The sequence below is a fragment of the Pseudomonas sp. 5Vm1k genome, assembly GCF_056161485.1.
The window spans coordinates 114,134-140,332 of record NZ_JBSPCZ010000003.1; the positions used below are offsets into that span (position 1 = coordinate 114,134).

Consider the following 26,199-nt stretch of genomic DNA (forward strand, 5'->3'; position numbering starts at 1 on the left):
TGCGATCTTTTGATTTTGTTTTTTAAGATCAAAAGATCGCAGCCTTCGGCAGCTCCTACGGGGGGCTTCAGGCTCCCTTTAACTCAATGCGTGCGCGTCACTTTGCTCAGGTGCCGCGGCTGGTCCGGGTCCATGCCGCGAGCAACGGCCAGACCTGCGGCCATCACGTAGAAACTCTGGATCGCCAGGATCGGGTCGAGGGCCGGGTGCTCGGCGCGGGTCAAGGTCAGGTCGCGTTCGCTGACGTCATCCGGCGCCGCGAGCAATACGCGAGCACCGCGTTGGCGCATGTCGGCGGCCAGGCTCAGCAAACCGGCCTGCTCGGCACCGCGCGGGGCGAACACCAGCAGCGGGTATTGGTCGCCGATCAACGCCATCGGGCCGTGCCGGACTTCGGCGCTGCTGAAGGCTTCAGCCTGGATCGCCGAGGTTTCCTTGAATTTCAGTGCGGCTTCCTGGGCGATGGCAAAACCGGCGCCACGGCCGATCACCATCAGACGCTCGCAATCGCGCAGGGCCTCGATGGCCAGGCTCCAATCCTGTTTCGCCGCATCGCGCAGACCCTCGGGCAGAGCGTTGCCGGCCTCGAGCAGTTCCACGTCTTCTTTCCAGTGCGCGATCAATCGAGCGCTGGCGCTGAGGGTGGCGATAAAGCTCTTGGTCGCCGCGACGCTGCTTTCGGTGCCGGCCAACAGCGGCAAGCTGAACTCACACGCTGCTTCCAGCGGTGAACCCTCGGCGTTGACCATGGAAATGCTCAGGGCACCACGCTTGCGCAGCAGACGCAGGCTGTTCACCAGGTCCGGGCTTTGCCCCGATTGCGAGAACGCAAACGCGACCTGGCCGCTGACCTTCAACGGCGCTTGCTGCATGGTCACCACCGACATCGGCAAAGACGCCACCGGGATGCCCAGTTGCTGCATGGCCAGGTAGGCGAAGTAACTCGCCGCGTGGTCGGAGCTGCCACGGGCCACGGTCATCGCCACTTGCGGTGGCTGACGACGCAGACGTCCGGCGATCTCGATCATTTGCGGGTCGAGTTGTTGCAGTTGGGCTTGCACGGCCTCAAACGAGGACAGCGCCTCTTCAAGCATTTTTGAAGTCAATGTCTTCTCCTTCGACCATGACGGCGGTCAGTGTGAGTGAGCGGTCCAGCCGCACGCAGTCGGCCCAGCTGCCGGGTTGCAGGCGGCCGCGTTCGGTGATGCCGAGGTAGTCGGCAGGGAATTGCGACAGACGCTGCGAGGCTTCGGCGATCGGCAAGCCGATCTTCACCAGATTGCGCAGGGCCTGATCCATAGTCAGGGTGCTGCCCGCCAGCGTGCCGTCGGCCAGGCGCACGCCGCCTAGGCATTTGGTCACGGTGTGGCTGCCGAGCTTGTATTCCCCATCGGGCATGCCTGCGGCAGCGGTCGAATCGGTGACGCAATACAGGCACGGGATCGAGCGCAGGGCCACGCGCATGGCACCGGGGTGCACGTGCAACAGGTCTGGAATCAGCTCTGCGTATTTGGCGTGAGCCAGTGCCGCGCCGACGATGCCGGGCTCGCGGTGATGCAGCGGGCTCATGGCGTTATAGAGGTGGGTGAAACTGGTCGCGCCGGCGTCCAGTGCTGCCACGCCTTCCTCGTAACTGCCGAGGGTATGGCCGATCTGCATGCGCACGCCGCGAGCGCTGAGGGCGCGGATCAACGCGTCATGACCGGCGATTTCCGGAGCAATGGTGATCACGCGGATCGGCGCCAGCGCCAGGTACGCTTCGACTTCGGCCATCAACGCGGTGTGGGCGAAATTCGGTTGGGCGCCGAGTTTTCCCGGGTTGATGTACGGGCCTTCAAGGTGCACGCCAAGCACTCGGGCGCTGCCTTTCGGGCGCTGCTCGCAGAACTCGCCGACGGCTTTAAGCACGCTGGAAATTTCTTCGCTCGGCGCAGTCATGGTGGTGGCCAGCAACGATGTTGTGCCGAAACGCACGTGGGTTTTGGTGATGGTTTCGAAGGCGCTGGCGCCTTCCATGATGTCTTTGCCACCGCCGCCGTGAACGTGCAGGTCGATGAAACCCGGCAGCAGGTAAGGCAGGTCATTGTCGGCCGGATCGCAAGGCACGCCTTCGATGGACACGACTTTGCCGTGCTGGTGAATCAGCCGGCCACGAACCCAGCCGTGGGCGGTGAGGATGTTGTCTTCGGACATGATTGGTTCTCGGTAGCTTGGTTAGCGACGAAGCTTTTTATCTACGAAGCTCTGCGACAAAGTCGTAGTAGTCGTTGCGGCAATAGGTGTCGGTGACTTCAATGGGCGTGTTGTCTTCCAGGTAGCCGACCCGGGTCATCAGCAACATGGCAGTGCCGGGGGCGATGCCGACCAGTGCGGCGAACTCGTCCGAGGCATTGATCGCCTGAATGTGCTGCAACGCGCGGACGATCGGTTTACCGATGCCGTCGAGGTATTCGTAGAGGGAATCGCCCACCGCTTGCGGCTTGGGAATGATCGAGGCGGGCAGGGTGCTCATCTCGATCGCCATCACCGTGTCATCGGCTTTGCGCAGGCGCTTGAGCCGCGCGACCTTGTCGTTGGGCGAGAGGCCGAGGCGGATCAGTTCTTCGTGGGTCGGCGGGGTGATTTCCCGCTCCAGCCATTGCGAACCGGGGACGAAGCCTTTGAGACGGAGCATTTCGCTGAAGCCGGAGAGGCGCGACAGCGGTTGTTCCAGGCGCGGCGTGATGAAGGTGCCAGAACCTTGGTTGCGGCGGATCAGACCTTGCTCGAACAGCACTTCCAGCGCTTTGCGGGCGGTGACGCGGGAAATTCCCAGAGACTCGCTGAGGCTGCGCTCCGACGGCATGGCTTGCTCGGCTTTCCATTGACCGGCGTGGATCGCCGCTTCCAGATTGCGCGCCAGTTGCAGGTACAGCGGCGTCGGCTGGGTGTCGTCAGGACGTAGGGCCTGGATGTCATTCATGTAGGGCTTTTCCGATGCGGATGTTGGATTGTTGTCGATCGGTTGTAGGACGGAAGCTAATACCACTTAAATACCATGTCAATGAGACCACTTTGCTTAAGGCGCAGGAAAACCGGGGCTTTCGGGGAGGTTGAATAGGGGTTGGCTTTAAGTGGTATTACAGGTGGGGATTTTGAACGCAAAGATCGCAGCCTTCGGCAGCGCCTACAGTGGGAATTGGTATCAACCCTGTAGGCGCTGCCGCAGGCTGCGATTTTTTGATTTATTTTTTCGAAGGGCGACCGAAGGTAGCTGTCGGAACACGAATTAACTGGCGACGCGGTCCACTGTGGCAAGGGGGCTTGCCCCCGTTCGGCTGCGCAGCAGTCGTAAATTCAGCACGCGCGGTGTCAGTTGAAACCCGGTTGCAGGATTTGGCACTGCTTCGCAGCGCAACGGGGGCAAGCCCCCTCGCCACAAAAGCCCTTCGCTTGTGGGGAGGATTAAGGCCGAATCTCGATCATCGTGCCATCCGGCACCAGTCCCCAAACTTCGCGCATGTCCATGTTGCGCATGGCGATGCAGCCGTCGGTCCAGTCCAGGGTGTGGAACAGGTTTTCCGGGTAGTCGTAGGTGTCAGGGGTGCCGTGGATCATGATCATGCCGCCAGGGGCGACGCCCTCGCGCCGGGAGCGGGCGGAGTCGGCAACGTTGGGATACGAGATGTGCATCGCCAGGTTGTAGCGGTCACTGACCTTGCGCCAATCCACCCAGTAAAAACCCTCTGGCGTGCGCTTGTCGCCTTCCATCAGCTTCGTGCCCCGAGGGTTTTTGCCTAGGGAAATGCGGTAGGTTCGCAGCGGCTTGCCGTCGGCGATCAGTTGCAGTTGATGGGCGGATTTGAGCACCAGCACTTTTTCGATGGGTTTGCCGTCCAGGGTGACCACGGTAGAGGCCTGGGACACCACAACGAACGACAGGCAAAACAGAGCAAGCAACCAGCGCATTGAAACGATATCCCTAGAGGTGTCGCGACTATTTATAAGTTATAGATGGTTTTTGATTAACAGAAGCTTAAGTGATGGCCGCTTGAGCCAGCGGCGGAATCGACTCGGATCGCACCGGGTAGACCTCCGTCTGCCGGTCCGCGAAGAAGCATTCTAAGGTACGGCCCACCGTGCGGAAAGCCAGCTCAGACCAAGGGATATCGGCTTCTTCGAAAAGCTGCACTTCCAGGCTTTCGGGGCCGGCGCAAAAGTCCAGGTCCACCAGTTCAGCACGGAAGAACACATGCACCTGGCTGATGTGCGGCACGTCGATCAGCGTGTAGATGCTCAAGTTGCGCACCCGGGCGCAGGCTTCTTCAGCTGTTTCGCGGACGGCAGCCTGCTCGATGGTCTCGCCGTTTTCCATGAAACCGGCGGGCAGGGTCCAGTAACCGAGCCGCGGCTCGATGGCGCGGCGGCACAGCAACACTTTCGAGCCCCAGGTGGCCACGCAACCGGCGACGATATTGGGGTTCTGGTAGTGAATGGTCTGACAGCTGTCGCAGACAAATCGCAGGCGCGAATCGCCTTCGGGAATGCGCTGGGTGACCGGGTTACCGCACTGACTGCAAAATTTCATGCTTGGGTTCCTGGAGGCTGCGCCTATCTTGGCGTGCGGCGGTGTCAGTCGGCAAGTTGTCGTTTCGCGACATGGGGCAGTTCGGGGGTTGGGCGGTCGGTGTGATTGGTGCATGATGCAGGGTAAGGCACAGATCGAGAACACTCATGCTGGACGAGCTACTGCATCGGGTAAGCAACCACACGCCACGCACCCTTGAAACCGACAAGCGTTTCCCCGAGGCTGCGGTATTGGTGCCGATCACCCGCAGTGACGAACCGGAACTGGTTCTGACCCTGCGCGCCAGCGGGCTCTCGACCCATGGCGGCGAAGTCGCCTTTCCAGGCGGTCGACGCGACCCCGAAGACCCCGACCTGATCTTCACCGCCCTGCGCGAAGCCGAAGAAGAAATCGGCCTGCCGCCCGGTCTGGTGGAAGTGATCGGCCCGCTCAGTCCACTGATCTCCCTGCACGGCATCAAGGTCACGCCTTATGTTGGCGTCATTCCTGATTACGTTGAATACCTGGCCAACGATGCCGAAATTGCCGCGGTGTTCAGCGTGCCCCTGGAGTTCTTCCGCGAGGACCCGCGAGAACACACCCACCGCATCGATTACCAGGGCCGCAGTTGGTATGTGCCGAGCTATCGTTATGGCGAGTACAAGATCTGGGGGCTGACCGCGATCATGATCGTCGAGTTGATCAACCTGCTGTATGACGCCGATATCAGCCTGCATCATCCGCCCAAGAGTTTTATCAACACCTGAAGCCATCGTTCGAATGGCGTGAACCCAGCCTGAGCCTTGAGGACAACACGATGAAATACCGCCTGGGCGACGCCCGCGTCGAAACCCATCCACAGAGCTGGGTTGCACCCAATGCCGTGCTGGTGGGCAAGGTCAAACTGGAAGAGGGCGCCAACGTCTGGTTCAACGCCGTGTTGCGTGGCGACAACGAACTGATCCTGATCGGCAAGAACAGCAACGTCCAGGACGGCACCGTGATGCACACCGACATGGGCTACCCGCTGACCATCGGCACTGGCGTGACCATCGGCCACAACGCCATGCTCCATGGCTGCACCGTCGGCGACTACAGCCTGATCGGCATCAACGCGGTGATCCTCAATGGCGCGAAAATCGGTAAGAACTGCATCATCGGCGCCAACTCGCTGATCGGTGAAGGCAAGGAGATTCCCGACGGTTCATTGGTCATGGGCTCGCCGGGCAAGGTCGTGCGCGAACTCACCGAGCCGCAGAAGAAAATGCTCGAAGCCAGCGCCGCCCACTATGTGCACAACTCGCAGCGCTATGCCCGCGACCTGGTCGAGCAGCAAGAATGAACGCTACTGAACGGCCGGTGCTATCGCCATGTGTGAATATCTGCGCACTGGATGACGACGATATTTGCACCGGGTGCCAGCGCACGGTGGAAGAGATCACTCGTTGGAGCCGGATGGATAACGAGGAGCGGCGCAAGGTGTTGGGGTTGTGTCATGAGCGGGCGAAGTCGAGCGGGTTGCTCTGGATGCTGGGCAAAACGCCTGACCTGTAGAAGCTGGTTGGAACTGGCAGGAACTGGTAGGAACTGGTAGGAACTGTAGGAGCTGTCGAGTGAAACGAGGCTGCGATCTTTTGATCTTGCCCTTAAAAAACAACATCAAAAGATCGCAGCCTCGTTGCACTCGTCAGCTCCTACGGTACTCTGTGCACCAAATTTGACAGGGTATCCCCATGCTCTTCCTGATCGCCTACATCAGCAGCGTCGTGCTGATCAACTACGCCTTTTCCACCGCCCCGCACCTGGACATCATCTGGTCAGCCTGGGGCGGACTGGTGTTTGTCCTGCGCGACATGGTGCAAACCCGCTTCGGCCACGGCGCTATCGCCGCGATGCTGGCGGCACTGGTGTTGTCCTACGTGACGTCCGACCCGTCCATCGCCCTGGCCAGCGCTACTGCGTTTGCGATATCCGAGTGCATCGACTGGCTGGTGTTCAGCATCACCAAACGTCCGTTGCACGATCGCCTGTGGATAAGTTCGGCCCTGAGCATTCCCCTCGATACCTTCATTTTTTTCGGCCTGATCGACGCCTTCACCCCGGCCGTGATCCTCACCGCCATGGGCTCGAAGTTCGCCGGTGTGACGGTCGTCTGGCTCATCATGGCTTGGCGCTTGCGCAAACAGGCCGTCGCCAGCTGAAGCCAAACCCTGCGGTTCATGTAAAATGCCGCGCTTTCTCCCCATGGGAAGTGCGCCATTGGCCGCATCCCTCGATGATCCGCTTCTTTGAGGACCTGAGATGACCCGTATCGGAACTCCATTGTCGCCAACCGCGACCCGCGTATTAATGTGTGGCTGTGGCGAGTTGGGCAAGGAAGTGGTGATCGAGCTGCAACGCCTGGGCGTTGAAGTGATCGCCGTGGATCGTTACGCCAACGCGCCCGCCATGCAAGTCGCCCACCGCAGCCATGTGATCAACATGCTCGACGGCGCCGCTTTGCGTGCCGTGATCGAGGCCGAGAAGCCGCATTTCATCGTGCCGGAAATCGAAGCCATCGCCACCGCGACCCTGGTAGAACTGGAAGCCGAAGGCTTCACCGTGATCCCGACCGCGCGCGCCGCGCAACTGACCATGAACCGCGAAGGCATCCGTCGCTTGGCCGCTGAAGAGCTGGACCTGCCGACCTCGCCGTACCACTTCGCCGACACCTTTGAGGACTACAGCAAAGCCGTTGAAGACCTGGGCTTCCCTTGCGTGGTCAAACCGGTGATGAGCTCCTCGGGCAAAGGCCAGAGCCTGCTGCGCAGCGCCGACGACGTGAAAACCGCTTGGGATTACGCCCAGGAAGGCGGCCGTGCCGGTAAAGGTCGGGTGATCATCGAAGGCTTTATCGATTTCGATTACGAAATCACCCTGCTGACCGTGCGTCACGTCGGCGGCACCACGTTCTGCGCGCCGGTCGGTCACCGTCAGGAGAAGGGCGACTATCAGGAATCCTGGCAGCCACAAGCCATGAGCCCGATTGCCCTGGCTGAATCCGAGCGCGTCGCCAAAGCCGTGACCGAAGCCCTGGGTGGCCGTGGTCTGTTTGGCGTCGAACTGTTCATCAAAGGTGATCAGGTGTGGTTCAGCGAAGTCTCGCCGCGCCCGCATGACACTGGCCTGGTGACCCTGATTTCCCAGGACCTGTCGCAGTTCGCGCTGCACGCACGGGCGATTCTGGGCCTGCCGATCCCATTGATTCGTCAGTTCGGCCCATCGGCGTCGGCGGTGATTCTGGTAGAAGGGCAGTCGACCCAGACCGCATTCGCCAATTTGGGCGCCGCGTTGAGTGAGCCGGACACGGCGTTGCGTCTGTTCGGCAAGCCTGAAGTGAATGGCCAGCGTCGGATGGGCGTGGCGTTGGCGCGGGATGAGTCGATTGAAGCGGCTCGGGCCAAGGCGACCCGTGCTTCTCAGGCTGTTGTAGTAGAGCTGTAACCGAGGCGCGGCCTTCGCGAGCAAGCCCGCTCCCACAGGATCACGCGGTCCAATGTGGGAGCGGGCTTGCTCGCGAAGCTTTTGCTTCAGGCCACCCGATTCAAATCGTTATGCCGTGTCTCTTTCAGGCACAGCACCGCAATCAAACTCAGCACCGCCGCCCCCGACACATACCCACCGACATAACTCAAACCGCCCATCGCCACCAGTTTCTGCGCAAAGAACGGCGCCGCCGAGGCCCCGACAATGCCGCCCAGGTTGTAGGCTGCCGACGCTCCGGTGTACCGTACATGGGTCGGAAACAGCTCCGGCAACAATGCGCCCATCGGCGCAAACGTCACGCCCATCAGAAACAGCTCGATGCACAGGAACAGCGCCACGCCCCAAGTCGTGCCGTGGGTCAGCAGCGGCTCCATCAAGAACCCGGACAAAATCGCCAGCACGCCACCGATGATCAGCACCGGTTTGCGCCCGTAACGGTCACTGGCCCAAGCCGACAACGGTGTGGCTGCCGCCATGAACAGCACCGCAAAACACAGCAGGGCGAGGAAGGTTTCGCGGGTGTAGCCGAGGGTCGACACCCCGTAGCTCAGGGAAAACACCGTCGAGATGTAGAACAGCGCGTAGCAGACCACCATTGACCCGGCACCCAGAAACATCGGCGCCCAGTACTGGCTGAACAGCTCGACCAGTGGAATCTTCACCCGCTCCTGGCGTGCCATGGCGTTGGCGAACACCGGAGTTTCGTGGAGTTTGAGGCGCACATACAGGCCAACCATCACCAACACCGCGCTCAGCAGAAACGGAATGCGCCAGCCCCAGGCGCGGAACTGCTCGTCGTTCAAGGTCATGGCCAGTGTCAGGAACAGCCCGTTGGCGGCCAGGAAACCAATCGAAGGGCCGAGCTGCGGGAACATGCCGAACCAGGCGCGTTTACCCTTGGGCGCATTCTCCGTCGCCAGCAGCGCCGCGCCACCCCATTCGCCGCCCAACCCCAGGCCTTGGCCGAAACGCAGCACGCAAAGCAGGATCGGCGCCCACGCCCCGATGCTGTCGTAACCCGGCAGCACGCCAATCAGCGTGGTGCACACACCCATCAACAGCAGGGACGCGACCAGGGTCGATTTACGCCCGATCCGGTCACCGAAGTGGCCGAACAGCGCTGAACCGAGCGGTCGCGCCAGGAACGCGATGCCGAAGGTGAGAAACGCCGAGAGCATCTGGGCGGTGCCGGAGGTCTGCGGAAAAAACACCGGCCCGATCACCAGCGCAGCAGCGGTGGCGTAGACGTAGAAATCGTAGAACTCGATGGCGGTGCCGATAAAACTCGCGGTGGCCACGCGCGTGGCGGAATTCGTCGGTTGGGCAGGCGTGGTGTCGCTGTATGCGGTGCTGGTCGTCATGCGGTGATCCCTGACAGTCATGCTCCAGTGGAGCGAATTATTATGGTCGAACACCCAGGGATGTGGGTTTAACGCAGCGTGCGGGTAGCACGGGGTAAGGCGGGGCTTGGGTAAGCGGCTCGATTATAGGAAGGCGGCTAACGATTCAACAAGGGGGGTTGAGGCAGGGGAGGTTTTTATGAGCTTGGGGTCACACAAAATCCATGTGGGAGCGGGATTGCTCGCGAAGGCGGACTATCAGTCAACATCTCTGCTGATTATGAAATCGCCTTCGCGAGCGAGCCCGCTCCCACAGGTTCTGTGCGTTGAAAATAAGGATCGCGTCAGATTTTGGACAGGGCCGGAACCGAACTGGTATGCCAGACCAACACCCGCGTGACACGGTTGTCTTCGGTCTCGAGAATCTCCAACCGATAACGCCCGATCTTCAGGCAAACCGCGCTCTCCGGAATGGTCTCCAGCGCCTCGGTCACCAAGCCATTCAGGGTTTTCGGCCCGTCACTGGGCAGGTGCCAGCCCAGGCTTTTATTCAATTCGCGAATCGACGCCGCACCTTCGATCACCAGTCGGCCGTCGGCCTGTGGGTGGATGTGCGGGTTGTCCAGGCTGTGCTCGCTTTCGAACTCACCGACGATTTCTTCGAGAATGTCTTCCAGCGTCACGATGCCGAGCACTTCGCCGTACTCGTCCACCACCATGCCCAGGCGCCGCTGTTGCTTGTGGAAATTCAGCAACTGCAACTGCAGCGGCGTGCTTTCCGGCACGAAGTACGGTTCGTGGCAGGCCGCCAGCAAGGCTTCGATGGTCAGGCTGGCATCCGGCAGCAGATGACGGATCTGCCGGGTATTGAGCACTGCTTCGACCTGATTGATGTCGCTATGGAACACCGGCAAGCGCGTGCGCCGGTTATTGCGCAGCTGTTCGATGATTTCTTCAAGGGAGTCGTCGAGGTTGATCCCGTCGACGTCACTGCGCGGCACCAGAATGTCGTTGACCGTAATGTTGTCCAGCGCATGAATACCCGACAGCGCATGGGGGCGGGTAGCCGTGTGTTCGTGATCATCGTGGCGATCCGCCGGTTCTTCGTCTTCGCTCTGTTGCACCACTTTGACTTTGCGGGCGAACGGGCGCATTAGCAGTTGACTGATGCCATTGAGCAGCCAGGCAGCGGGATAGATGATTTTCAGCGGCGCGCCGAGCAAGGTGTTGCCCAGGTTCAGGATCGCATCCGGGTAGCGGACGGCGAGGGTGCGCGGCAGGTAGTCGGCGAATACCAGCAGGATCACGCCGGCACCGATGCAGGCGGCCCAAGGGCCGTTTTCCGCCCAGGTGAAAATCGCCAGCAGAGTGCTGATGACCATGACCAGGGCGCGGCACAGGGTGTTGCAGAGGATCAGGCTGTTGAGCGGGAAGCTCAGCTTCGCCACCGGCTTGTCGGTTGAGCGCGAAGCAGTGCGTTGGGCCAACAAGTGTTGTTGCGCGACTTCGATGGCGGTAAACAGCCCCGACCACAAAATCAGCAGGGCGATCACTGCGAGCATCGGCCCTATGGGCAAGTCGTCCATTATTGCCGCCCGTCAGATGTGCAGAATGTATTCACGAACCAGCTTGCTGCCGAAATAGGCCAGCATCAGCAGGCAGAAACCGGCGAGCGTCCAGCGGATGGCCTTGTGTCCGCGCCAGCCGAGGCGATTACGCCCCCACAGCAACACGCTGAATACGATCCAGGCCAGGCAGGCCAGCAGGGTCTTGTGCACCAAATGCTGGGCGAACAGGTTCTCGACGAACAGCCAGCCCGAGATCAGCGACAGTGACAATAGGGTCCAGCCAGCCCAGAGAAAGCCGAACAACAGGCTTTCCATGGTTTGCAGCGGCGGGAAGTTCTTGATCAGCCCTGACGGGTGCTTGTTCTTCAGTTGGTGATCTTGCACCAGCAGCAGCAAGGCCTGGAACACTGCAATGGTGAACATGCCGTAGGCGAGGATCGACAACAGAATGTGGGCGAGGATGCCCGGCTCTTCATCAATGATCTGCACCGTGCCGGCGGGGGCGAACTGCGCCAGGAGCACGGTGGCGGCGCCGAGGGGGAACAGCAATATCAGCAGGTTCTCCACCGGAATCCGCGAACAGGCCAGCAAAGTCAGGGCGATGACCGCGGCGGCAATCAGGCTGGCGGCACTGAAGAAGTCCAGGCCCAGGCCGATCGGCGTCAGCAGATGGGTGAACAGGCTCGCGCTGTGAGCCAGCACGGCCAGTACGCCGAGCGTGACCAGCAGGCGTTTGTTCGCCTTGGCACCGGAGGCCAGGCGAGTGCCTTGATAGATAGTCGCAGCGGCATATAAGCAGGCGGCGGCGAGGGTAGTAAGCAAACTGGGTGACAAGGGGAGCATAAATCCTGTTAGGCAAGCCCGAAAGGCGCTGAGTTTGGCATAGAACCCACATGGCACGAAAGACCATAGAACCTGACAGCGAGGTGTCCGCCAGCCGCAGTCTTCGCTATAATCCGCGACCTGCCCACGCCGCAGGCTCGCCGAGCACATGTTTATTCCGGTCTGGGCCGCCATTATCCCGGTCTACACAGGGCCTGAAAGGATCGCGCAATGTTTGAAAACTTAACCGACCGTCTCTCGCAGACGCTGCGCCATGTCACCGGCAAGGCCAAGCTGACCGAGGACAATATCAAAGACACCCTGCGCGAAGTGCGCATGGCGTTGCTCGAAGCCGACGTCGCCCTGCCGGTGGTGAAGGACTTCGTCAATTCGGTCAAGGAGCGCGCCGTCGGCACCGAGGTGTCGCGCAGCCTGACGCCGGGCCAGGCCTTCGTGAAGATCGTCCAGGCCGAACTTGAAAGCCTGATGGGCGCGGCCAACGAAGACCTGAACCTGAGCGCCGTTCCTCCAGCCGTCGTGCTGATGGCCGGTTTGCAGGGTGCGGGTAAAACCACCACCGCCGGTAAACTTGCGCGCTTCCTTAAAGAGCGCAAGAAGAAGACGGTCATGGTCGTGTCCGCCGACGTTTACCGTCCGGCGGCGATCAAACAGTTGGAAATGCTCGCTGGTGAAGTCGGTGTTACCTTCTTCCCGTCCGACCTGAGCCAGAAGCCGGTCGAGATCGCGCAAGCGGCTATTAAAGAAGCAAAACTCAAATTCATCGACGTGGTTATCGTCGATACCGCCGGTCGTCTGCACATCGACGAAGAGATGATGGGCGAGATCAAGGCGCTGCATGCCGCGATCAACCCGGTCGAAACCCTGTTCGTGGTCGACGCCATGACCGGCCAGGACGCCGCCAACACGGCCAAGGCCTTCGGTGATGCGCTGCCGCTGACCGGTGTAATCCTGACCAAGGTCGACGGCGATGCCCGTGGCGGTGCCGCACTGTCGGTCCGCGCCATCACCGGCAAGCCGATCAAGTTCATCGGTATGGGCGAGAAGAGCGAAGCGCTCGAACCGTTCCATCCTGAGCGTATTGCTTCGCGCATCCTCGGCATGGGCGACGTACTCAGCCTGATCGAACAGGCCGAAGCGACCCTCGACAAGGACAAGGCCGACAAACTGGCCAAGAAGCTGAAGAAGGGCAAGGGCTTCGACCTCGAAGACTTCCGCGATCAGCTGCAACAGATGAAGAACATGGGCGGCCTCGGCGGCCTCATGGACAAGCTGCCGAATATCGGCGGTGTGAACCTGGCGCAAATGGGCAATGCCCAGGGCGCGGCAGAGAAACAATTCAAGCAGATGGAAGCCATCATCAATTCCATGACCCCGGCCGAGCGCCGCGACCCTGAGCTGATCAGCGGTTCGCGCAAACGCCGGATCGCCATGGGTTCCGGCACCCAGGTGCAGGACATCGGTCGCTTGATCAAGCAGCACAAGCAGATGCAGAAGATGATGAAGAAATTCTCCGCGAAAGGCGGAATGGCCAAAATGATGCGCGGCATGGGCGGTATGTTGCCCGGCGGTGGTATGCCGAAAATGTAAAGAATCCGCGCCGGCAGTCATGTCGGCGCAGACCCGCAGCGATGCGGGATCAACAGCAAACCCGCGCTTGGCGGGAGCTGACTGGCCGTTTTCAACGACGGCTCTATAGCAAATCTTGATGGCGACCGGAAGGCCGCCGGAAAAAGACATTTGCAAAAGTCCGGATATTCCTTAGAATATGCGGCCTTTCGGGCACCTATGCCCGCTGTGCCTTTAGATTTGCAGCACCGACTACAGGAACGATGTTCACATGCTAACAATCCGTCTTGCCCTTGGCGGCTCCAAAAAGCGCCCGTTTTACCACTTGACCGTAACCGACAGCCGCAACCCGCGCGACGGTTCGCACAAGGAACAGGTTGGTTTCTTCAACCCTGTTGCTCGTGGTCAAGAAGTTCGTCTGTCCGTGAACCAAGAGCGCGTAGCCTACTGGCTGAGCGTTGGTGCACAACCTTCTGAGCGTGTTGCTCAGTTGTTGAAGGATGCATCTAAGGCTGCGGCCTGAGCAATATGAACGCGACGCCTGCCATTGCTGATGATTTGATCGTTATCGGCAAGATTTATTCTGTTCATGGCGTTCGCGGCGAAGTGAAGGTTTATTCCTTTACTGATCCGACTGAAAACCTGTTGCAGTACAAAACCTGGACGCTCAAGCGCGAAGGCAATGTGAAACAGGTCGAGCTGGTCAGCGGACGCGGGAACGACAAGTTCCTGGTCGCAAAGCTCAAGGGTCTCGATGATCGTGAAGAAGCGCGTCTTCTGGCCGGTTATGAGATCTGCGTGCCACGCAACCTGTTCCCTGAATTGACCGACGGCGAGTACTACTGGTACCAGCTGGAAGGTCTGAAGGTTATTGATCAACTCGGGCAATTGCTCGGGAAAATCGATCATCTTCTGGAAACCGGCGCCAATGATGTAATGGTGGTCAAGCCTTGCGCTGGCAGCCTGGACGATCGCGAACGCCTGTTGCCCTATACGGAGCAATGCGTGTTGGTAGTCGACCTTGCCGCAGGCGAGATGAAGGTGGAATGGGATGCGGACTTCTAAGCGTGGCTAACTTGCGCGTAGAAGTGATCAGTTTGTTTCCCGAGATGTTCTCCGCCATCAGCGAGTACGGCATCACCAGTCGTGCGGTGAAACAGGGGCTGTTGCAGCTCACCTGTTGGAATCCGCGAGACTACACGACGGATCGACATCACACTGTGGACGATCGCCCATTTGGCGGTGGTCCGGGCATGGTGATGAAGATCAAGCCCCTGGAAGATGCTCTGGTTCAGGCCAAGGCAGCAGCCGGGGAGGCGGCGAAGGTAATTTACCTGTCCCCCCAAGGCCGTCAGCTGACTCAGTCGGCGGTCCGCGAGTTGGCGAATCTGGATGCATTGATCCTGATTGCCGGCCGCTATGAAGGCATTGACGAGCGTTTTATTGATGCTCACGTCGATGAAGAGTGGTCGATTGGCGACTATGTACTGTCTGGCGGCGAGCTGCCGGCGATGGTCCTGATCGATGCGGTTACACGACTGCTGCCTGGAGCTTTAGGGCATGCGGACTCCGCCGAGGAAGATTCCTTTACGGACGGTCTGCTGGATTGCCCGCACTACACCCGACCGGAGGTGTATGCGGATCAGCGTGTTCCCGACGTGTTGCTTAGTGGCAATCACGCGCATATCCGGCGTTGGCGTTTACAGCAGTCCCTTGGTAGGACCTTTGAACGACGCGCCGATCTTCTGGAAAGCCGCTCGCTTTCTGGAGAAGAGAAGAAGCTGCTCGAGGAATACATCCGCGAGCGGGACGATAGTTAACAACGTATCGATGGTAAATCCGACGATTTACCTTAGGAGCACAGCATGACTAACAAAATCATCCTTGCACTCGAAGCAGAGCAGATGACCAAAGAGATCCCTACCTTTGCCCCGGGCGACACTATTGTCGTTCAGGTGAAAGTGAAGGAAGGCGACCGTTCGCGTCTGCAAGCGTTCGAAGGTGTTGTTATCGCCAAGCGTAACCGCGGCGTAAACAGTGCTTTCACCGTTCGTAAAATCTCCAACGGTGTTGGCGTAGAGCGTACTTTCCAGACCTACAGCCCGCAAATCGACAGCATGGCCGTTAAACGTCGCGGTGACGTACGTAAAGCCAAGCTGTACTACCTGCGTGACCTGTCCGGTAAAGCAGCTCGCATCAAGGAAAAACTGTCTTAAGTACAGTTTTTCGATGCAAAAAAAGCAGCCTGAGGGCTGCTTTTTTGTTGCCTGCGATTTATGGGTGCTGCCGGGGTATGTGTGCATGGTCCGGGACCGAGTAGCGGCGTTCGCGGGCAAGTCGGGTCGCCGCACCGCTCGCTCCTACAGTCCTGTAGGAGCGAGGCTTGCCCGCGAATCGGTCTTCCAAACACCGCGTTCACATCAGGCTCTATAAAGCCTCAGCAGGCTATGAAAGACTTGCCATCAGTTTTCCAGTGACCTGAGCCTATATGCCCGCCATCGACCATCCCCTGATAGACCAATTCCTCGACGCGCTGTGGCTGGAAAAGGGCCTCTCCGATAACACCCGCGATGCCTACCGCAGTGACCTCGCGCTGTTCAACGGCTGGTTGCAGGAAAAAAACCTGGAGCTGATCAATGCTGGCCGCGAGTTGATCCTCGATCACTTGGCCTGGCGCCTGGAGCAAAACTACAAACCTCGTTCCACTGCACGGTTTCTCTCCGGCGTGCGTGGCTTTTATCGCTATCTATTGCGGGAAAAGCTGATCGCCGTCGATCCGACTTTGCGCGTCGATATGCCGCAACTGGGTAGGCCGTTGCCGAAATCCTTGTCGGAGGCGGATGTGGAAGCTCTGTTAAACGCCCCGGATCTGAGCGAAGCCATCGGTCAACGTGACCGCGCCATGCTTGAAGTGCTTTATGCCTGCGGTTTGCGTGTCACCGAGCTGATCAGCCTGACCCTGGAGCAGGTCAACCTGCGTCAGGGCGTGCTGCGTGTAATGGGCAAGGGCAGTAAGGAGCGGCTGGTGCCGATGGGCGAGGAGGCGATTGTCTGGGTCGAACGCTACCTGCGTGATGGTCGCGGCGAACTGCTCGGTGGGCGACCCAGCGATGTCATGTTCCCCAGCCAGCGTGGTGAACAAATGACCCGTCAGACCTTCTGGCACCGCATCAAACACCAGGCGAAGGTTGCCGGGATCGCCAAGTCGCTGTCGCCGCACACCCTGCGCCACGCCTTCGCCACGCACCTGCTCAACCACGGCGCCGACCTGCGGGTGGTGCAAATGCTGCTCGGCCACAGCGACCTGTCGACCACCCAGATCTACACCCACGTCGCCCGTGCCCGCTTGCAAGACCTGCACGCCAAACATCACCCGCGCGGCTGACATAATTCCTGAAATTGAAATGCTGACCTGTGGCGAGGGGGTTTACCCCCGTTGGGTTGCGAAGCAGCCCCAAAAATTGTTACTCGGTTTAACTAATGACACCGGGAGTATCGGTTTGCGACTGCTGCGCAGCCGAACGGGGGTGAACCCCCTCGCCACAATGAGTATTGCCAATCGTGCATCGTGTTTTCTCTTGCATCACCCGCATTCGGCCACGCCAGCCTTATGTGGTAGGCTTTGCCGGTTTGCACGATGGGCGATTATGACCCGGTGTTTCGGCACGGGCGTTCTGACCGTCCCATTTGTCCGCCTTCAGGAGTTCTCATGCGTCTGACCCAGATTTTCGCCGCCGCAGCCATTGCGTTGGTCAGCACCTTTGCCGTCGCCGATGACGCGGCCGACAAAGCCATTCGTAAAAGCCTGGAAAGCCTCCAGCTTGAAACCCCGATCGAAACCATCAGTGCAAGCCCGCTGGCCGGCCTGTACGAAGTCAAGCTCAAGGGCAGCCGCGTGCTCTACGCCAGCGCCGACGGCCAGTACGTGGTTCAGGGCTACATGTTCCAGCTCAAGGACGGCAAACCGGTCAACCTGACCGAGAAGACCGAACGCCTGGGTATTTCCAAACTGGTCAACGAAATTCCGGTTGCAGAAACCGTGGTCTACCCGGCCATTGGCGAAACCAAATCGCACATCACCGTGTTCACCGACACCACCTGCCCGTATTGCCACAAGTTGCACGCCGAAGTGCCTGAGCTGAACAAGCGTGGCATCGAAGTGCGTTATGTAGCGTTCCCGCGTCAGGGCCTGGGCTCGCCGGGTGACGAACAGCTGCAGGCAGTCTGGTGCTCCAAGGACAAGAAAGCCGCGATGGACAAAATGGTCGATGGCAAGGAAATCAAGGCCGCCAAGTGCGATAACCCGGTTTCCAAGCAGTTCGCCCTCGGTCAGTCGATTGGCGTGAACGGCACGCCGGCCATCGTTTTGGCCGACGGCCAGGTCATTCCGGGCTACCAGCCTGCGCCACAAGTCGCCAAACTGGCGCTGGGCGCGAAATAATTCGCATCGTCACGGTCAGCCTTTGACGATCATGGTCTGGCGGTAACTCGCCAGACCATTAATAGAGAACCGCGAGCATGCGGTTGTTTTCACGGCCGACCTTGCGTCGGCCGTTTTATGGGGAGTTCACAGTGAAACCGGTCAAAGTAGGCATCTGTGGGTTAGGGACCGTCGGTGGCGGTACCTTCAACGTACTTCAGCGCAACGCCGAGGAAATTGCTCGTCGTGCCGGGCGTGGAATCGAAGTGGCACAAATTGCCACGCGCACGCCAAAGCCTCAGTTCCAGACGACCGGTATTGCGATTACCAACGATGTGTTCGAAGTGGCCACGAACCCTGAGATCGACATCGTTATAGAGCTGGTGGGCGGCTACACCGTTGCCCGCGAGCTGGTACTCAAGGCCATCGAGAATGGCAAGCATGTGGTCACCGCGAACAAGGCACTGATCGCCGTTCACGGTAATGAGATTTTCGCCAAGGCTCGCGAGAAGGGCGTGATCGTTGCGTTCGAAGCGGCCGTGGCCGGTGGCATTCCGGTGATCAAGGCGATCCGTGAAGGCTTGTCTGCCAACCGTATCAACTGGGTCGCCGGCATCATCAATGGCACCGGCAACTTCATCCTCACCGAAATGCGTGAGAAGGGTCGCACCTTCGAGGACGTACTCGCCGAGGCGCAAGCCCTGGGTTACGCCGAAGCCGATCCGACCTTCGACGTTGAAGGCATCGACGCTGCTCACAAGCTGACGATCCTGGCGTCCATCGCGTTCGGCATCCCGCTGCAATTCGACAAGGCTTACACCGAAGGCATCACCAAGCTGACCACCGCTGACGTGAACTACGCCGAAGCTCTGGGCTATCGCATCAAACACCTCGGCGTGGCGCGCAGCACTGCCGCCGGTATCGAGTTGCGCGTGCACCCGACGCTGATCCCGGCCGATCGTCTGATCGCCAACGTCAACGGCGTGATGAACGCGGTGATGGTCAACGGTGACGCTGCCGGTTCGACCTTGTTCTACGGCGCTGGCGCTGGCATGGAGCCGACCGCTTCGTCGGTTATCGCCGACCTGGTGGACGTGGTTCGCGCCATGACCTCGGACCCGGAAAACCGCGTACCGCACCTGGCCTTCCAGCCGGATTCGCTGTCGGCCCATCCGATCCTGCCGATCGAAGCCTGCGAAAGTGCGTACTACCTGCGGATTCAGGCCAAGGACCATCCAGGCGTACTGGCCCAAGTGGCGAGCATCCTGTCGGAGCGCGGCATCAACATCGAATCGATCATGCAGAAGGAAGTCGAGGAACACGACGGCCTGGTGCCGATGATCCTGCTGACCCACCGAGTGCTGGAGCAGCACATGAACGACGCGATCACCGCCCTGGAAGCCTTGGCAGGCGTCGTCGGTCCGGTTGTACGGATCCGTGTCGAGCACCTGAACTAAGCCGTTATCGTTCACCGGGCTCGCCTGCGGGCCCGGGTTTGCGAACACTGTCTATTGGAGCCAGTCATGCGTTATATCAGTACCCGCGGCCAGGCACCGGCCCTGAATTTCGAAGACGTCCTGCTGGCCGGTCTGGCCACGGACGGCGGCCTGTATGTGCCGGAATGCCTGCCACGTTTCACTCAGGAAGAAATCGCTTCCTGGGCCGGCCTGCCGTATCACGAGCTGGCCTTCCGGGTGATGCGCCCGTTCGTCGCCGGCAGCATCCCTGATGCCGATTTCAAAAAGATTCTTGAAGAAACCTACGGTGTGTTTTCCCACAACGCCGTGGCGCCGTTGCGTCAGTTGAACGGTAACGAATGGGTGTTGGAGCTGTTCCACGGCCCGACGCTGGCGTTCAAGGACTTCGCCCTGCAACTGCTCGGCCGCCTGCTCGACTACACGCTGGAAAAACGCGGCGAGCGCGTGGTGATCGTTGGCGCCACCTCCGGTGATACCGGTTCGGCCGCCATCGAAGGCTGCAAGCACTGCGAAAACGTCGACATCTTCATCCTGCACCCGCACAACCGCGTGTCCGAAGTGCAGCGTCGTCAGATGACCACCATTTTCGGTGAGAACATCCACAACATCGCCATCGAAGGCAACTTCGATGACTGCCAGGAAATGGTCAAGAACAGCTTCGCCGACCAAAGCTTCCTCAAGGGCACGCGTCTTGTGGCGGTGAACTCGATCAACTGGGCGCGGATCATGGCCCAGATCGTTTACTACTTCCACGCAGCGCTGCAACTGGGTGGCCCGGCGCGTTCGGTGTCGTTCTCGGTGCCGACCGGCAACTTCGGCGACATCTTCGCCGGTTACCTGGCGCGCAATATGGGCCTGCCGATCAACCAGTTGATCGTCGCCACCAACCGCAATGACATCCTGCACCGCTTCATGAGCGGCAATCAGTACGTCAAGGAAACCCTGCACGCCACGCTGTCGCCGTCCATGGACATCATGGTGTCGTCGAACTTCGAGCGCCTGCTGTTCGATCTGCACGGTCGCAATGGCGCAGCGATCGCCGGCCTGATGGACAACTTCAAGCAGGGCGGTGGTTTTAGCGTCGAGCAAGAGCGCTGGACCGAAGCCCGCAAGCTGTTCGATTCCCTGGCCGTGGATGACGCACAAACCTGCGAAACCATTGCCGAAGTCTTCGAGCAGACCGGTGAAGTGCTGGACCCGCACACCGCCATCGGCGTCAAGGCCGCACGGGAATGCCGTCGCAGCCTGGATATCCCGATGGTGATCCTCGGCACGGCCCATCCGGTCAAATTCCCGGACGCCGTGGAAAAAGCCGGTGTAGGAAAAGCTCTCGAACTACCTGCACATCTTTCTGATTTGTTTGAACGAGAAGAGCGCTGCACCGTGTTGCCGAATGACCTGAAAGCCGTGCAGGCCTTTGTCAGTCAGCATGGCAACCGCGGCAAGCCTCTGTAAGCCCTAAAAACTGTCACATTTTGAAGCCCGTCTCCTGACGGGCTTTCTTGTTTCTGCGTGCCACACTTGTCGCGTTTTCGCCCCTGAAGGACGGGCGAGTTGATCACGAAGGAAGTGGCAATGTTGTTTTTTAGAGCGTTGAAACCAGTCATGTGCTGGGTTTTATTGCTGGGCGCAATGGGCTCGGGGCAGTGCACACGGGCAGCACAATTGGTGGCTTATGAGGCTACGACACCGGTAAGCGTCAACGCCATTGGGCTGGATGCTGAAGAGCGGCAATGGATTCGCGCCCACCGGCAAGTCATCGTTGCATCAAAGCAGTACCCGCTTTACCAATTCAAGGACGAGCATGGCCAATGGAGTGGGTTGAACATCGATGTGCTTCACCGCATCAGTGTGATGACGGGGCTGCAGTTCGCCCATGAAGAGACATTTTCCACCGAGCATTTACTCCGACGCCTGGAAAGCGGTGCAGCGGACATGACCACGACGCTGGCGCTTAATGATGAGCGCAAGAGATTTCTGGATTTCAGTCATGCCTTTGGCGGCTCTGCCTGGGTGTTGGTTGGGCGGGCCGGGGCCCCGCTTCTACAGTCCCTGGAACAACTGTCGGAAAAGATTCTGGTGTTACCGGCCAGGCACGCCATGGAGGAAACCATTCGGCGTGACCACCCGGCCATCGAACTGCGTTCGGTCAAGACCTATGCTGAAGCCCGCGCATTGGTCGAAAGTGGCGAGGCCGACGCCACTATCGAGAACGAAACCGGGGCGCAGCTCTATCCGACCGGGCAATTGAAGATAGGCCATACGGTGGAAGGCTCGTGGGAAGCCGACCATTTGGCTGTACGCAAAGGGCAGCCGCAATTGTTGAACATCCTCAACAAGGCACTTGAAGCCTTCCCCCCGGCCGAGTTGCGGGCCCTGCGCCTGAAATGGCTGGATGGTATCGCCCCAAGGCCCGCGCTGACCTTTTGGCAGCGGATCACCCAATGGGGTTGCTGGGGCATGTTTGTGGTCAGTGTCTTCGGCCTGCTGTCCTTGCTCTGGAACCGACGGCTCGCGGCGCTGATCGAGCAGCGTCTGGGCGTCGAAAAAGACCTCAACGATCAACTCGCCTTTCAGCATGCACTGATTGATGCCATGCCCGACCCCCTGTTTGTGCGTGATCTGGAAGGCCGTTTGATCATGTGCAACAAAAGCTATGAGGAAGGCCTGTCGACCCGTTTCGATCAGGTTCAGGGACGGCAACTGATCGAAGTCGATGTCTTGCCCAGGGAGACTGCCGAGCTGTTGCACGCCGAGTTCATCCTCCAGCTCGAAACCCGCAAGCCCCGATTCGCCAAGCGCCAGTTGAAGTTCAACAATGGTGTAAGAGACATCTACCAGTGGACGGTGCCCTTTTACGGAGCTGATGGGCAGGTGCGCGGGTTGCTGGGCGGATGGACCGATATCGACCGGCGGAGGAGTGAAGGGAGTGCTGCTGTCCCCAGTGAGTTTCGGAATTGTCCTATGAGATGTGGCTACTTTTCCGATGGGATGCTGAAGGATGCTCCCCTAGAGTGATCGACAACTGCGGTGAGAGTCCGCGTGTGTCGTTCCAGAGGTCGCTTATGCGCACGCTCAAAATCCTGATTCTTGAACACAATCCCTTCCAGATGATGGCGTTGCACCAGATGCTCAACGCCATTGGTGTCTATGACGTGCTCACGGCACCGTCGATGTCTTCGGCGCTGTGTTCCCTGGGGCACAGGGGCCCAGTCGATATCGCGTTCTGCGATCCGCAGCTCAAGGGCGGCGACGGGTTGGCATTGGTGCGGCATCTGGCGGAACAGCGCGAGGCCCATGCGCTGATTTTGCTTGGCAACGTGCTATCCAGCGTCATGTCGGACGTGAAAGCAATGCTGGCCGACAGTGACGTCAAACTCCTCGGGCACCTGCATACACCTGTTTCCGCGGTGTTGATGCGCAGGTTGCTGGATGTCTATCTACTGGAGTCGATGCTTCAAGCCAGGGCTTGAAACACGCTGTTTTTTCCTTGTCATCTTTGCGGCGCATGCTCAATTTCCCCGGAGACGCAGGTACCGCTGCCATGCGGTATTCAGAACTTTCTTCTCGGGCCAAGGGTCATTAACTGTAGACACGCCCTCCCAGGCACTTTGTTTTCGGACTATTGAGTGGTGATCGCGAGATGGAAAGTATCAGTCTATTGCTCGGTGAAGCTCTGAGCCCGTATCAGGTTACGTTGACGCCATCGGGCGTCCATGGCGAATGCCTGGTGACCTTGAAAAGTTCGGCCGGCGCGATTGTGGTGGAACGCGCGTTCAATCAGGCGCAGTTGACCGATAAGCGGCAACTGACAGATGTCGTCGACGGTTTGCACCGCGATGTGTTGATTGCCGAAGGTCGTCTGGAGCCCTGTGTGATCGCGGCGTTGCGCAATGCTGCCCAGGACAAGATCCTGGCCAATCGAAATTGAATTGCCTTTATGTGGGAACCTTCCTGCGTGAAGGTCGTCAGACCATGTATCAGCAGGATCAAGCATTGTGCTCCGGTGCTTGTAGCTTGCTGCTACTGGTCTTTATGTAGGCCACGTTTAACCCCGAGTCGTCTCCCCACTTCTCGGGGTTTCTTTTTGCCCGAAATTTGTCACTGCCCGTCCTGATGTTCGAAAAAGGCCTTGGCTGCTTCCAGGTAATCGCTGCGCCGTTCCGGGTCGAGCCAGTCGGCGTAGGCATGGGCCAGTCGCTCGTGGGGCAGGGTGCGTAGCAGTTGATTGATCTCGCTGATGGCCTGCCGACCCTGGGGTGTATTCGAGCAACCGATGTATGTGGAAATGTACTTGCCCGTGCCCTTGACCGGATAAAACACCAACTCGGTGTCAGCAATATGTTCTTGTTGGGCCAGGTAGCGGATTTCCGGCCAGTAGCCCAATACCCCGAGCAAACGCCCCAGGCGCTGCATCTGCAACAGACTGCCAAGTGCGTCGTTTCCATAATGGAGTGTCAGGGTACTGGCCGCCGCCCGCTTCAACTGAGCGTCGAGGAACTGACCGTAACTGCGCTCGGCCACGGCACCGAGCTTTTTGCTGCCATTGGCCAGCAGTGCCGCCAGATCGACTTCACCGTCCACCAGGAACGGTTCCAGCTCCGGTCGATCTTCCTGGCGCACAGCAAGGCCATTGCTCACGGCCCGGAACACCGGGATGGAAAACGCGATCCACTGTTCCCGCTCCTTGCTCCAGATCAGCGAGGGATCGCAGGTGAAGGATTCCTCGCGAAGCATCTGCATGCCCCGGGCACGATTGACCCGCATCCGCGTGTGATCGTATTGCGGCATACCGGCGATCAACAGCGGCATCAGTTGATCGACGACCCCCTGGCCTTTTTGCGGGCCTTCGAAGATCGTCACGGGTGGTAAATCGCGCAGCAGCCAGATCAGCGTTTCTTTCGGATGTGCCCAGGCCGGTGAACTCGATCCGAGCAATAACAGCACCAGCGCATACCGGCCGCTGGTGCGTTGGATGAAGACTGAAAGCAGGCGCTTCAGCTTAGATGGCCCCGTCTTCACGCAGCTTTGCGATCTGTCCCTTGTCGTAGCCAAGATCGTGGAGTACCTGCGCATTGTGTTCACCCAGCTGCGGTCCGACCCATTCGGAAGTGCCGGGTGTCTCAGAGAGTTTCGGCACGATCCCCGGCATCTTGAAGTCTTTGCCATCGGGCAGCTTGGCGTGCAGGAACATTTCCCGGGCCAGGTACTGCGGATCGCTGAACATGTCTTCGGCGCTGAAGATCCGGCTGGCCGGGACATCGGCCTGGTTCAACAGCTCGATGACGCGATCGAGCGGCAGCGAATTGACCCAGCGATCAATCACCCCGTAAATCTCGTCGCGACGGCTGTCGCGTCCATCATTGCTGGCGAGCACCGGGTCGTTGGCCATATCTTCCCGACCAATAATCAACATGAACCGCTTGAAGATTGCATCGCCATTGGCGCCAATCTGCACGTGCTTGCCGTCAGCACTGGTGTGGATGGAGGAGGGTGTGATGCCGGGCATGATGTTGCCGGTGCGTTCGCGGATAAAGCCGAACACGTCGAACTCCGGCACCATGCTTTCCATCATGGCAAAGATCGCCTCATACAGCGCCACGTCCACCACCTGACCCAGGCCACCGTTCACTTCGCGGTGACGCAGGGCCATCAGCGCGCCGATCACGCCCCAGAGCGCGGCAATTGAGTCGCCGATGGAAATCCCGGTGCGCACCGGCGGTCGATCCTCGAACCCGGTGATATAGCGAAGACCGCCCATGGATTCACCGACCGCGCCAAACCCTGGTTGATCTTTCATCGGTCCGGTCTGGCCAAAACCCGAGAGCCGCACCATCACCAGTTTCGGGTTGAGGGCGTGTAAAACGTCCCACCCCAAACCGAGCTTTTCCAACACGCCGGGGCGAAAGTTCTCGATCAGGATGTCCGCTTCGCTGAGCAGTTTTTTCAGAATCGCCAGGCCATCGGGGTGCTTGAGGTTCAAGGTCAGGGACTTCTTGTTGCGTGCCTGGACGAACCACCACAGCGAGGTGCCTTCATACAACTTGCGCCATTTTCGCAACGGATCACCGCCGTCCGGGGATTCGATCTTGATCACTTCAGCGCCGAACTCGCCGCAAATACGCGAGGCAAACGGCCCGGCAATCAACGTACCCAATTCGATGACTTTCAGACCTGAGAGCGGTTTTCCGGTGAATGGCATGCGCGATCCTGTAGGACAAAGGGCGAGTGATAGAGCGTTTTAACATAGCCGCGTGTCAGTCGCCCAAAGTTGATGGTCGTCAATTCGTTGATTGCCTACTGCATCGGTTAGACTTGCCGCCTTTCCTCGTATCAAGAAGCCCGTTCATGGCCCAGCCGTCCACGACCTACAAGTTTGAACTGAACCTTACCGACCTCGACCGCAGTGTGTACGAGAGCGTGAAGCAGACCATCGCCCGTCACCCTTCGGAAACCGAAGAGCGCATGACCGTGCGGCTGCTGGCCTACGCCTTCTGGTACAACGAGCAGCTGTCTTTTGGTCGTGGTCTGTCAGACGTGGATGAACCGGCCCTGTGGGAAAAGAGCCTGGATGACCGCGTCCTGCACTGGATCGAAGTCGGCCAACCAGACGCCGATCGTTTGACTTGGTGCTCGCGTCGCACCGAGCGCACCAGCCTGCTGGCCTACGGCAGCCTGCGCGTCTGGGAAACCAAAGTGATCCCGGCGATCAAGAACCTGAAAAACGTGCACATCGCTGCCGTGCCGCAGGACATCCTGGAAACCCTGGCCAAAGACATGCCCCGCGTTATCAAGTGGGACGTAATGATCAGCGAAGGGACGATTTTCGTCACCGACGACCGTGGTCAGCATGAAGTCCAGTTGCAGTGGTTGAGCGGCGAACGCGGCTGATTTTTCGCCGTTGTCACGTTTC

28 protein-coding genes are annotated in these 26,199 nt (G+C 59.4%); 18 read left to right on the top strand and 10 right to left on the bottom strand.

Translation table 11 applies throughout. The features are described 5' to 3' along the window. Window positions 1-83: 83 nt before the first annotated feature. The 5 genes from ACWIKB_RS06995 to ACWIKB_RS07015 form a co-directional block, all read right to left on the bottom strand. The gene (locus ACWIKB_RS06995) at window positions 84-1,106 is read right to left on the bottom strand and encodes an SIS domain-containing protein (protein ID WP_475265947.1); all 1,023 of its coding nucleotides are present in this window, start codon (window positions 1,104-1,106) and stop codon (window positions 84-86) included. Then, window positions 1,087-2,193 (bottom strand): N-acetylglucosamine-6-phosphate deacetylase, encoded by a 1,107-nt coding sequence (gene nagA / locus ACWIKB_RS07000; RefSeq protein WP_475265948.1) that lies wholly within the window; start codon window positions 2,191-2,193, stop codon window positions 1,087-1,089. The genes ACWIKB_RS06995 and nagA overlap by 20 nt, the downstream gene beginning before the upstream one ends. Before the next feature lie 37 nt (window positions 2,194-2,230). After that, entirely contained in the window at window positions 2,231-2,962 is a 732-nt protein-coding gene (locus ACWIKB_RS07005) for a GntR family transcriptional regulator (RefSeq protein WP_475265949.1), read from the bottom strand. 482 nt (window positions 2,963-3,444) lie between these two features. Beyond that, on the bottom strand, window positions 3,445-3,948 hold the full coding sequence (locus ACWIKB_RS07010) for a L,D-transpeptidase family protein (protein WP_475265950.1): 504 nt from the start codon (window positions 3,946-3,948) through the stop codon (window positions 3,445-3,447). A 67-nt stretch (window positions 3,949-4,015) separates the two neighbouring features. Continuing rightward, entirely contained in the window at window positions 4,016-4,567 is a 552-nt protein-coding gene (locus ACWIKB_RS07015; protein WP_475265951.1) for an NUDIX hydrolase, read from the bottom strand. Window positions 4,568-4,713: 146 nt separating this feature from the next. On the opposite strand from ACWIKB_RS07015, the gene ACWIKB_RS07020 reads away from it, so the two are divergent. The 5 genes from ACWIKB_RS07020 (at window position 4,714) to purT (ending at window position 8,029) form a co-directional block, all read left to right on the top strand. Further along, entirely contained in the window at window positions 4,714-5,313 is a 600-nt protein-coding gene (locus tag ACWIKB_RS07020) for a CoA pyrophosphatase (RefSeq protein ID WP_054054747.1), read from the top strand. 50 nt (window positions 5,314-5,363) lie between these two features. Next, on the top strand, window positions 5,364-5,888 hold the full coding sequence (locus ACWIKB_RS07025) for a gamma carbonic anhydrase family protein (RefSeq protein ID WP_475265952.1): 525 nt from the start codon (window positions 5,364-5,366) through the stop codon (window positions 5,886-5,888). Beyond that, window positions 5,885-6,100 carry a DUF1289 domain-containing protein gene (locus ACWIKB_RS07030; RefSeq protein WP_475265953.1) on the top strand — a complete coding sequence of 72 codons (216 nt, stop codon included), beginning with the start codon at window positions 5,885-5,887 and terminating at the stop codon, window positions 6,098-6,100. Before ACWIKB_RS07025 ends, ACWIKB_RS07030 begins: the two co-directional genes overlap by 4 nt. 179 nt (window positions 6,101-6,279) lie before the next feature. After that, window positions 6,280-6,747, top strand: a complete 468-nt coding sequence (locus tag ACWIKB_RS07035; RefSeq protein ID WP_475265954.1) for a preQ0 transporter — start codon at window positions 6,280-6,282, stop codon at window positions 6,745-6,747. A 100-nt stretch (window positions 6,748-6,847) separates the two neighbouring features. Continuing rightward, the gene (gene purT, locus ACWIKB_RS07040; protein WP_150701974.1) at window positions 6,848-8,029 is read left to right on the top strand and encodes a formate-dependent phosphoribosylglycinamide formyltransferase; all 1,182 of its coding nucleotides are present in this window, start codon (window positions 6,848-6,850) and stop codon (window positions 8,027-8,029) included. Between the two features lie 86 nt (window positions 8,030-8,115). On the opposite strand, the gene ACWIKB_RS07045 is transcribed toward purT, so the two are convergent. From ACWIKB_RS07045 to ACWIKB_RS07055, 3 genes are all read right to left on the bottom strand, one after another. Beyond that, entirely contained in the window at window positions 8,116-9,432 is a 1,317-nt protein-coding gene (locus tag ACWIKB_RS07045; RefSeq protein ID WP_475265955.1) for an MFS transporter, read from the bottom strand. Between the two features lie 323 nt (window positions 9,433-9,755). Continuing rightward, the gene (locus tag ACWIKB_RS07050) at window positions 9,756-10,997 is read right to left on the bottom strand and encodes a transporter associated domain-containing protein (protein WP_475265956.1); all 1,242 of its coding nucleotides are present in this window, start codon (window positions 10,995-10,997) and stop codon (window positions 9,756-9,758) included. Window positions 10,998-11,009: 12 nt separating this feature from the next. Beyond that, window positions 11,010-11,822 (bottom strand): cytochrome C assembly family protein, encoded by an 813-nt coding sequence (locus ACWIKB_RS07055; protein ID WP_475265957.1) that lies wholly within the window; start codon window positions 11,820-11,822, stop codon window positions 11,010-11,012. A 210-nt stretch (window positions 11,823-12,032) separates the two neighbouring features. Here ACWIKB_RS07055 and ffh point away from each other — a divergent pair, with 210 nt between their 5' ends. From ffh to ACWIKB_RS07115, 12 genes are all read left to right on the top strand, one after another. Continuing rightward, entirely contained in the window at window positions 12,033-13,409 is a 1,377-nt protein-coding gene (gene ffh, locus ACWIKB_RS07060; protein WP_054054731.1) for a signal recognition particle protein, read from the top strand. Between the two features lie 250 nt (window positions 13,410-13,659). After that, window positions 13,660-13,911, top strand: a complete 252-nt coding sequence (rpsP, locus tag ACWIKB_RS07065) for a 30S ribosomal protein S16 (protein ID WP_010463010.1) — start codon at window positions 13,660-13,662, stop codon at window positions 13,909-13,911. A gap of 5 nt (window positions 13,912-13,916) precedes the next feature. Next, on the top strand, window positions 13,917-14,453 hold the full coding sequence (gene rimM / locus ACWIKB_RS07070) for a ribosome maturation factor RimM (RefSeq protein WP_475265958.1): 537 nt from the start codon (window positions 13,917-13,919) through the stop codon (window positions 14,451-14,453). Continuing rightward, window positions 14,435-15,208: a tRNA (guanosine(37)-N1)-methyltransferase TrmD gene (trmD, locus tag ACWIKB_RS07075; RefSeq protein ID WP_173860472.1), complete on the top strand. Its 774-nt coding sequence runs from the start codon at window positions 14,435-14,437 to the stop codon at window positions 15,206-15,208. Before rimM ends, trmD begins: the two co-directional genes overlap by 19 nt. 45 nt (window positions 15,209-15,253) lie before the next feature. Then, complete coding sequence (gene rplS / locus ACWIKB_RS07080) at window positions 15,254-15,604, top strand: 50S ribosomal protein L19 (protein ID WP_055103485.1); 351 nt, start codon at window positions 15,254-15,256, stop codon at window positions 15,602-15,604. 272 nt (window positions 15,605-15,876) lie between these two features. Continuing rightward, a complete protein-coding gene (gene xerD / locus ACWIKB_RS07085) occupies window positions 15,877-16,773 on the top strand; it encodes a site-specific tyrosine recombinase XerD (RefSeq protein ID WP_213939839.1) in 897 nt (298 codons plus the stop codon). A 324-nt stretch (window positions 16,774-17,097) separates the two neighbouring features. Continuing rightward, a complete protein-coding gene (gene dsbC, locus ACWIKB_RS07090) occupies window positions 17,098-17,829 on the top strand; it encodes a bifunctional protein-disulfide isomerase/oxidoreductase DsbC (protein WP_475265959.1) in 732 nt (243 codons plus the stop codon). 131 nt (window positions 17,830-17,960) lie between these two features. After that, entirely contained in the window at window positions 17,961-19,265 is a 1,305-nt protein-coding gene (locus tag ACWIKB_RS07095; protein WP_133837176.1) for a homoserine dehydrogenase, read from the top strand. A 66-nt stretch (window positions 19,266-19,331) separates the two neighbouring features. After that, window positions 19,332-20,741 (top strand): threonine synthase, encoded by a 1,410-nt coding sequence (gene thrC, locus ACWIKB_RS07100; RefSeq protein WP_123507917.1) that lies wholly within the window; start codon window positions 19,332-19,334, stop codon window positions 20,739-20,741. A gap of 120 nt (window positions 20,742-20,861) precedes the next feature. Then, complete coding sequence (locus ACWIKB_RS07105) at window positions 20,862-22,304, top strand: transporter substrate-binding domain-containing protein (RefSeq protein ID WP_475266321.1); 1,443 nt, start codon at window positions 20,862-20,864, stop codon at window positions 22,302-22,304. 47 nt (window positions 22,305-22,351) lie between these two features. Continuing rightward, complete coding sequence (locus tag ACWIKB_RS07110; RefSeq protein ID WP_475265960.1) at window positions 22,352-22,759, top strand: response regulator; 408 nt, start codon at window positions 22,352-22,354, stop codon at window positions 22,757-22,759. 170 nt (window positions 22,760-22,929) lie between these two features. Continuing rightward, on the top strand, window positions 22,930-23,217 hold the full coding sequence (locus ACWIKB_RS07115; protein WP_475265961.1) for a DUF3509 domain-containing protein: 288 nt from the start codon (window positions 22,930-22,932) through the stop codon (window positions 23,215-23,217). 170 nt (window positions 23,218-23,387) lie between these two features. Here the strand turns inward: ACWIKB_RS07115 and ACWIKB_RS07120 are convergent, their stop codons facing one another. Both ACWIKB_RS07120 and ACWIKB_RS07125 read right to left on the bottom strand, forming a co-directional pair. After that, window positions 23,388-24,308, bottom strand: a complete 921-nt coding sequence (locus ACWIKB_RS07120; RefSeq protein WP_475265962.1) for a TIGR02285 family protein — start codon at window positions 24,306-24,308, stop codon at window positions 23,388-23,390. After that, window positions 24,289-25,488, bottom strand: coding sequence for a CaiB/BaiF CoA transferase family protein (locus ACWIKB_RS07125; RefSeq protein WP_475265963.1), 1,200 nt, complete (start codon window positions 25,486-25,488; stop codon window positions 24,289-24,291). The genes ACWIKB_RS07120 and ACWIKB_RS07125 overlap by 20 nt, the downstream gene beginning before the upstream one ends. Before the next feature lie 146 nt (window positions 25,489-25,634). On the opposite strand from ACWIKB_RS07125, the gene ACWIKB_RS07130 reads away from it, so the two are divergent. Beyond that, window positions 25,635-26,177, top strand: a complete 543-nt coding sequence (locus ACWIKB_RS07130) for a YaeQ family protein (protein WP_010462971.1) — start codon at window positions 25,635-25,637, stop codon at window positions 26,175-26,177. The last annotated feature ends 22 nt before the right edge of the window (window positions 26,178-26,199 follow it).

Bases quoted from the DNA above. Each gene is read 5' to 3' on its own strand.
- nagA (WP_475265948.1), bottom strand. From the start codon at position 2,193: ATGTCCGAAGACAACATCCTCACCGCCCACGGCTGGGTTCGTGGCCGG.
- ACWIKB_RS07005 (WP_475265949.1), bottom strand. From the start codon at position 2,962: ATGAATGACATCCAGGCCCTACGTCCTGACGACACCCAGCCGACGCCG.
- ACWIKB_RS07010 (WP_475265950.1), bottom strand. From the start codon at position 3,948: ATGCGCTGGTTGCTTGCTCTGTTTTGCCTGTCGTTCGTTGTGGTGTCC.
- ACWIKB_RS07015 (WP_475265951.1), bottom strand. From the start codon at position 4,567: ATGAAATTTTGCAGTCAGTGCGGTAACCCGGTCACCCAGCGCATTCCC.
- ACWIKB_RS07020 (WP_054054747.1), top strand. From the start codon at position 4,714: ATGCTGGACGAGCTACTGCATCGGGTAAGCAACCACACGCCACGCACC.
- ACWIKB_RS07025 (WP_475265952.1), top strand. From the start codon at position 5,364: ATGAAATACCGCCTGGGCGACGCCCGCGTCGAAACCCATCCACAGAGC.
- ACWIKB_RS07030 (WP_475265953.1), top strand. From the start codon at position 5,885: ATGAACGCTACTGAACGGCCGGTGCTATCGCCATGTGTGAATATCTGC.
- ACWIKB_RS07035 (WP_475265954.1), top strand. From the start codon at position 6,280: ATGCTCTTCCTGATCGCCTACATCAGCAGCGTCGTGCTGATCAACTAC.
- purT (WP_150701974.1), top strand. From the start codon at position 6,848: ATGACCCGTATCGGAACTCCATTGTCGCCAACCGCGACCCGCGTATTA.
- ACWIKB_RS07045 (WP_475265955.1), bottom strand. From the start codon at position 9,432: ATGACGACCAGCACCGCATACAGCGACACCACGCCTGCCCAACCGACG.
- ACWIKB_RS07050 (WP_475265956.1), bottom strand. From the start codon at position 10,997: ATGGACGACTTGCCCATAGGGCCGATGCTCGCAGTGATCGCCCTGCTG.
- ACWIKB_RS07055 (WP_475265957.1), bottom strand. From the start codon at position 11,822: ATGCTCCCCTTGTCACCCAGTTTGCTTACTACCCTCGCCGCCGCCTGC.
- ffh (WP_054054731.1), top strand. From the start codon at position 12,033: ATGTTTGAAAACTTAACCGACCGTCTCTCGCAGACGCTGCGCCATGTC.
- rpsP (WP_010463010.1), top strand. From the start codon at position 13,660: ATGCTAACAATCCGTCTTGCCCTTGGCGGCTCCAAAAAGCGCCCGTTT.
- rimM (WP_475265958.1), top strand. From the start codon at position 13,917: ATGAACGCGACGCCTGCCATTGCTGATGATTTGATCGTTATCGGCAAG.
- trmD (WP_173860472.1), top strand. From the start codon at position 14,435: ATGGGATGCGGACTTCTAAGCGTGGCTAACTTGCGCGTAGAAGTGATC.
- rplS (WP_055103485.1), top strand. From the start codon at position 15,254: ATGACTAACAAAATCATCCTTGCACTCGAAGCAGAGCAGATGACCAAA.
- xerD (WP_213939839.1), top strand. From the start codon at position 15,877: ATGCCCGCCATCGACCATCCCCTGATAGACCAATTCCTCGACGCGCTG.
- dsbC (WP_475265959.1), top strand. From the start codon at position 17,098: ATGCGTCTGACCCAGATTTTCGCCGCCGCAGCCATTGCGTTGGTCAGC.
- thrC (WP_123507917.1), top strand. From the start codon at position 19,332: ATGCGTTATATCAGTACCCGCGGCCAGGCACCGGCCCTGAATTTCGAA.
- ACWIKB_RS07105 (WP_475266321.1), top strand. From the start codon at position 20,862: ATGTTGTTTTTTAGAGCGTTGAAACCAGTCATGTGCTGGGTTTTATTG.
- ACWIKB_RS07110 (WP_475265960.1), top strand. From the start codon at position 22,352: ATGCGCACGCTCAAAATCCTGATTCTTGAACACAATCCCTTCCAGATG.
- ACWIKB_RS07115 (WP_475265961.1), top strand. From the start codon at position 22,930: ATGGAAAGTATCAGTCTATTGCTCGGTGAAGCTCTGAGCCCGTATCAG.
- ACWIKB_RS07125 (WP_475265963.1), bottom strand. From the start codon at position 25,488: ATGCCATTCACCGGAAAACCGCTCTCAGGTCTGAAAGTCATCGAATTG.
- ACWIKB_RS07130 (WP_010462971.1), top strand. From the start codon at position 25,635: ATGGCCCAGCCGTCCACGACCTACAAGTTTGAACTGAACCTTACCGAC.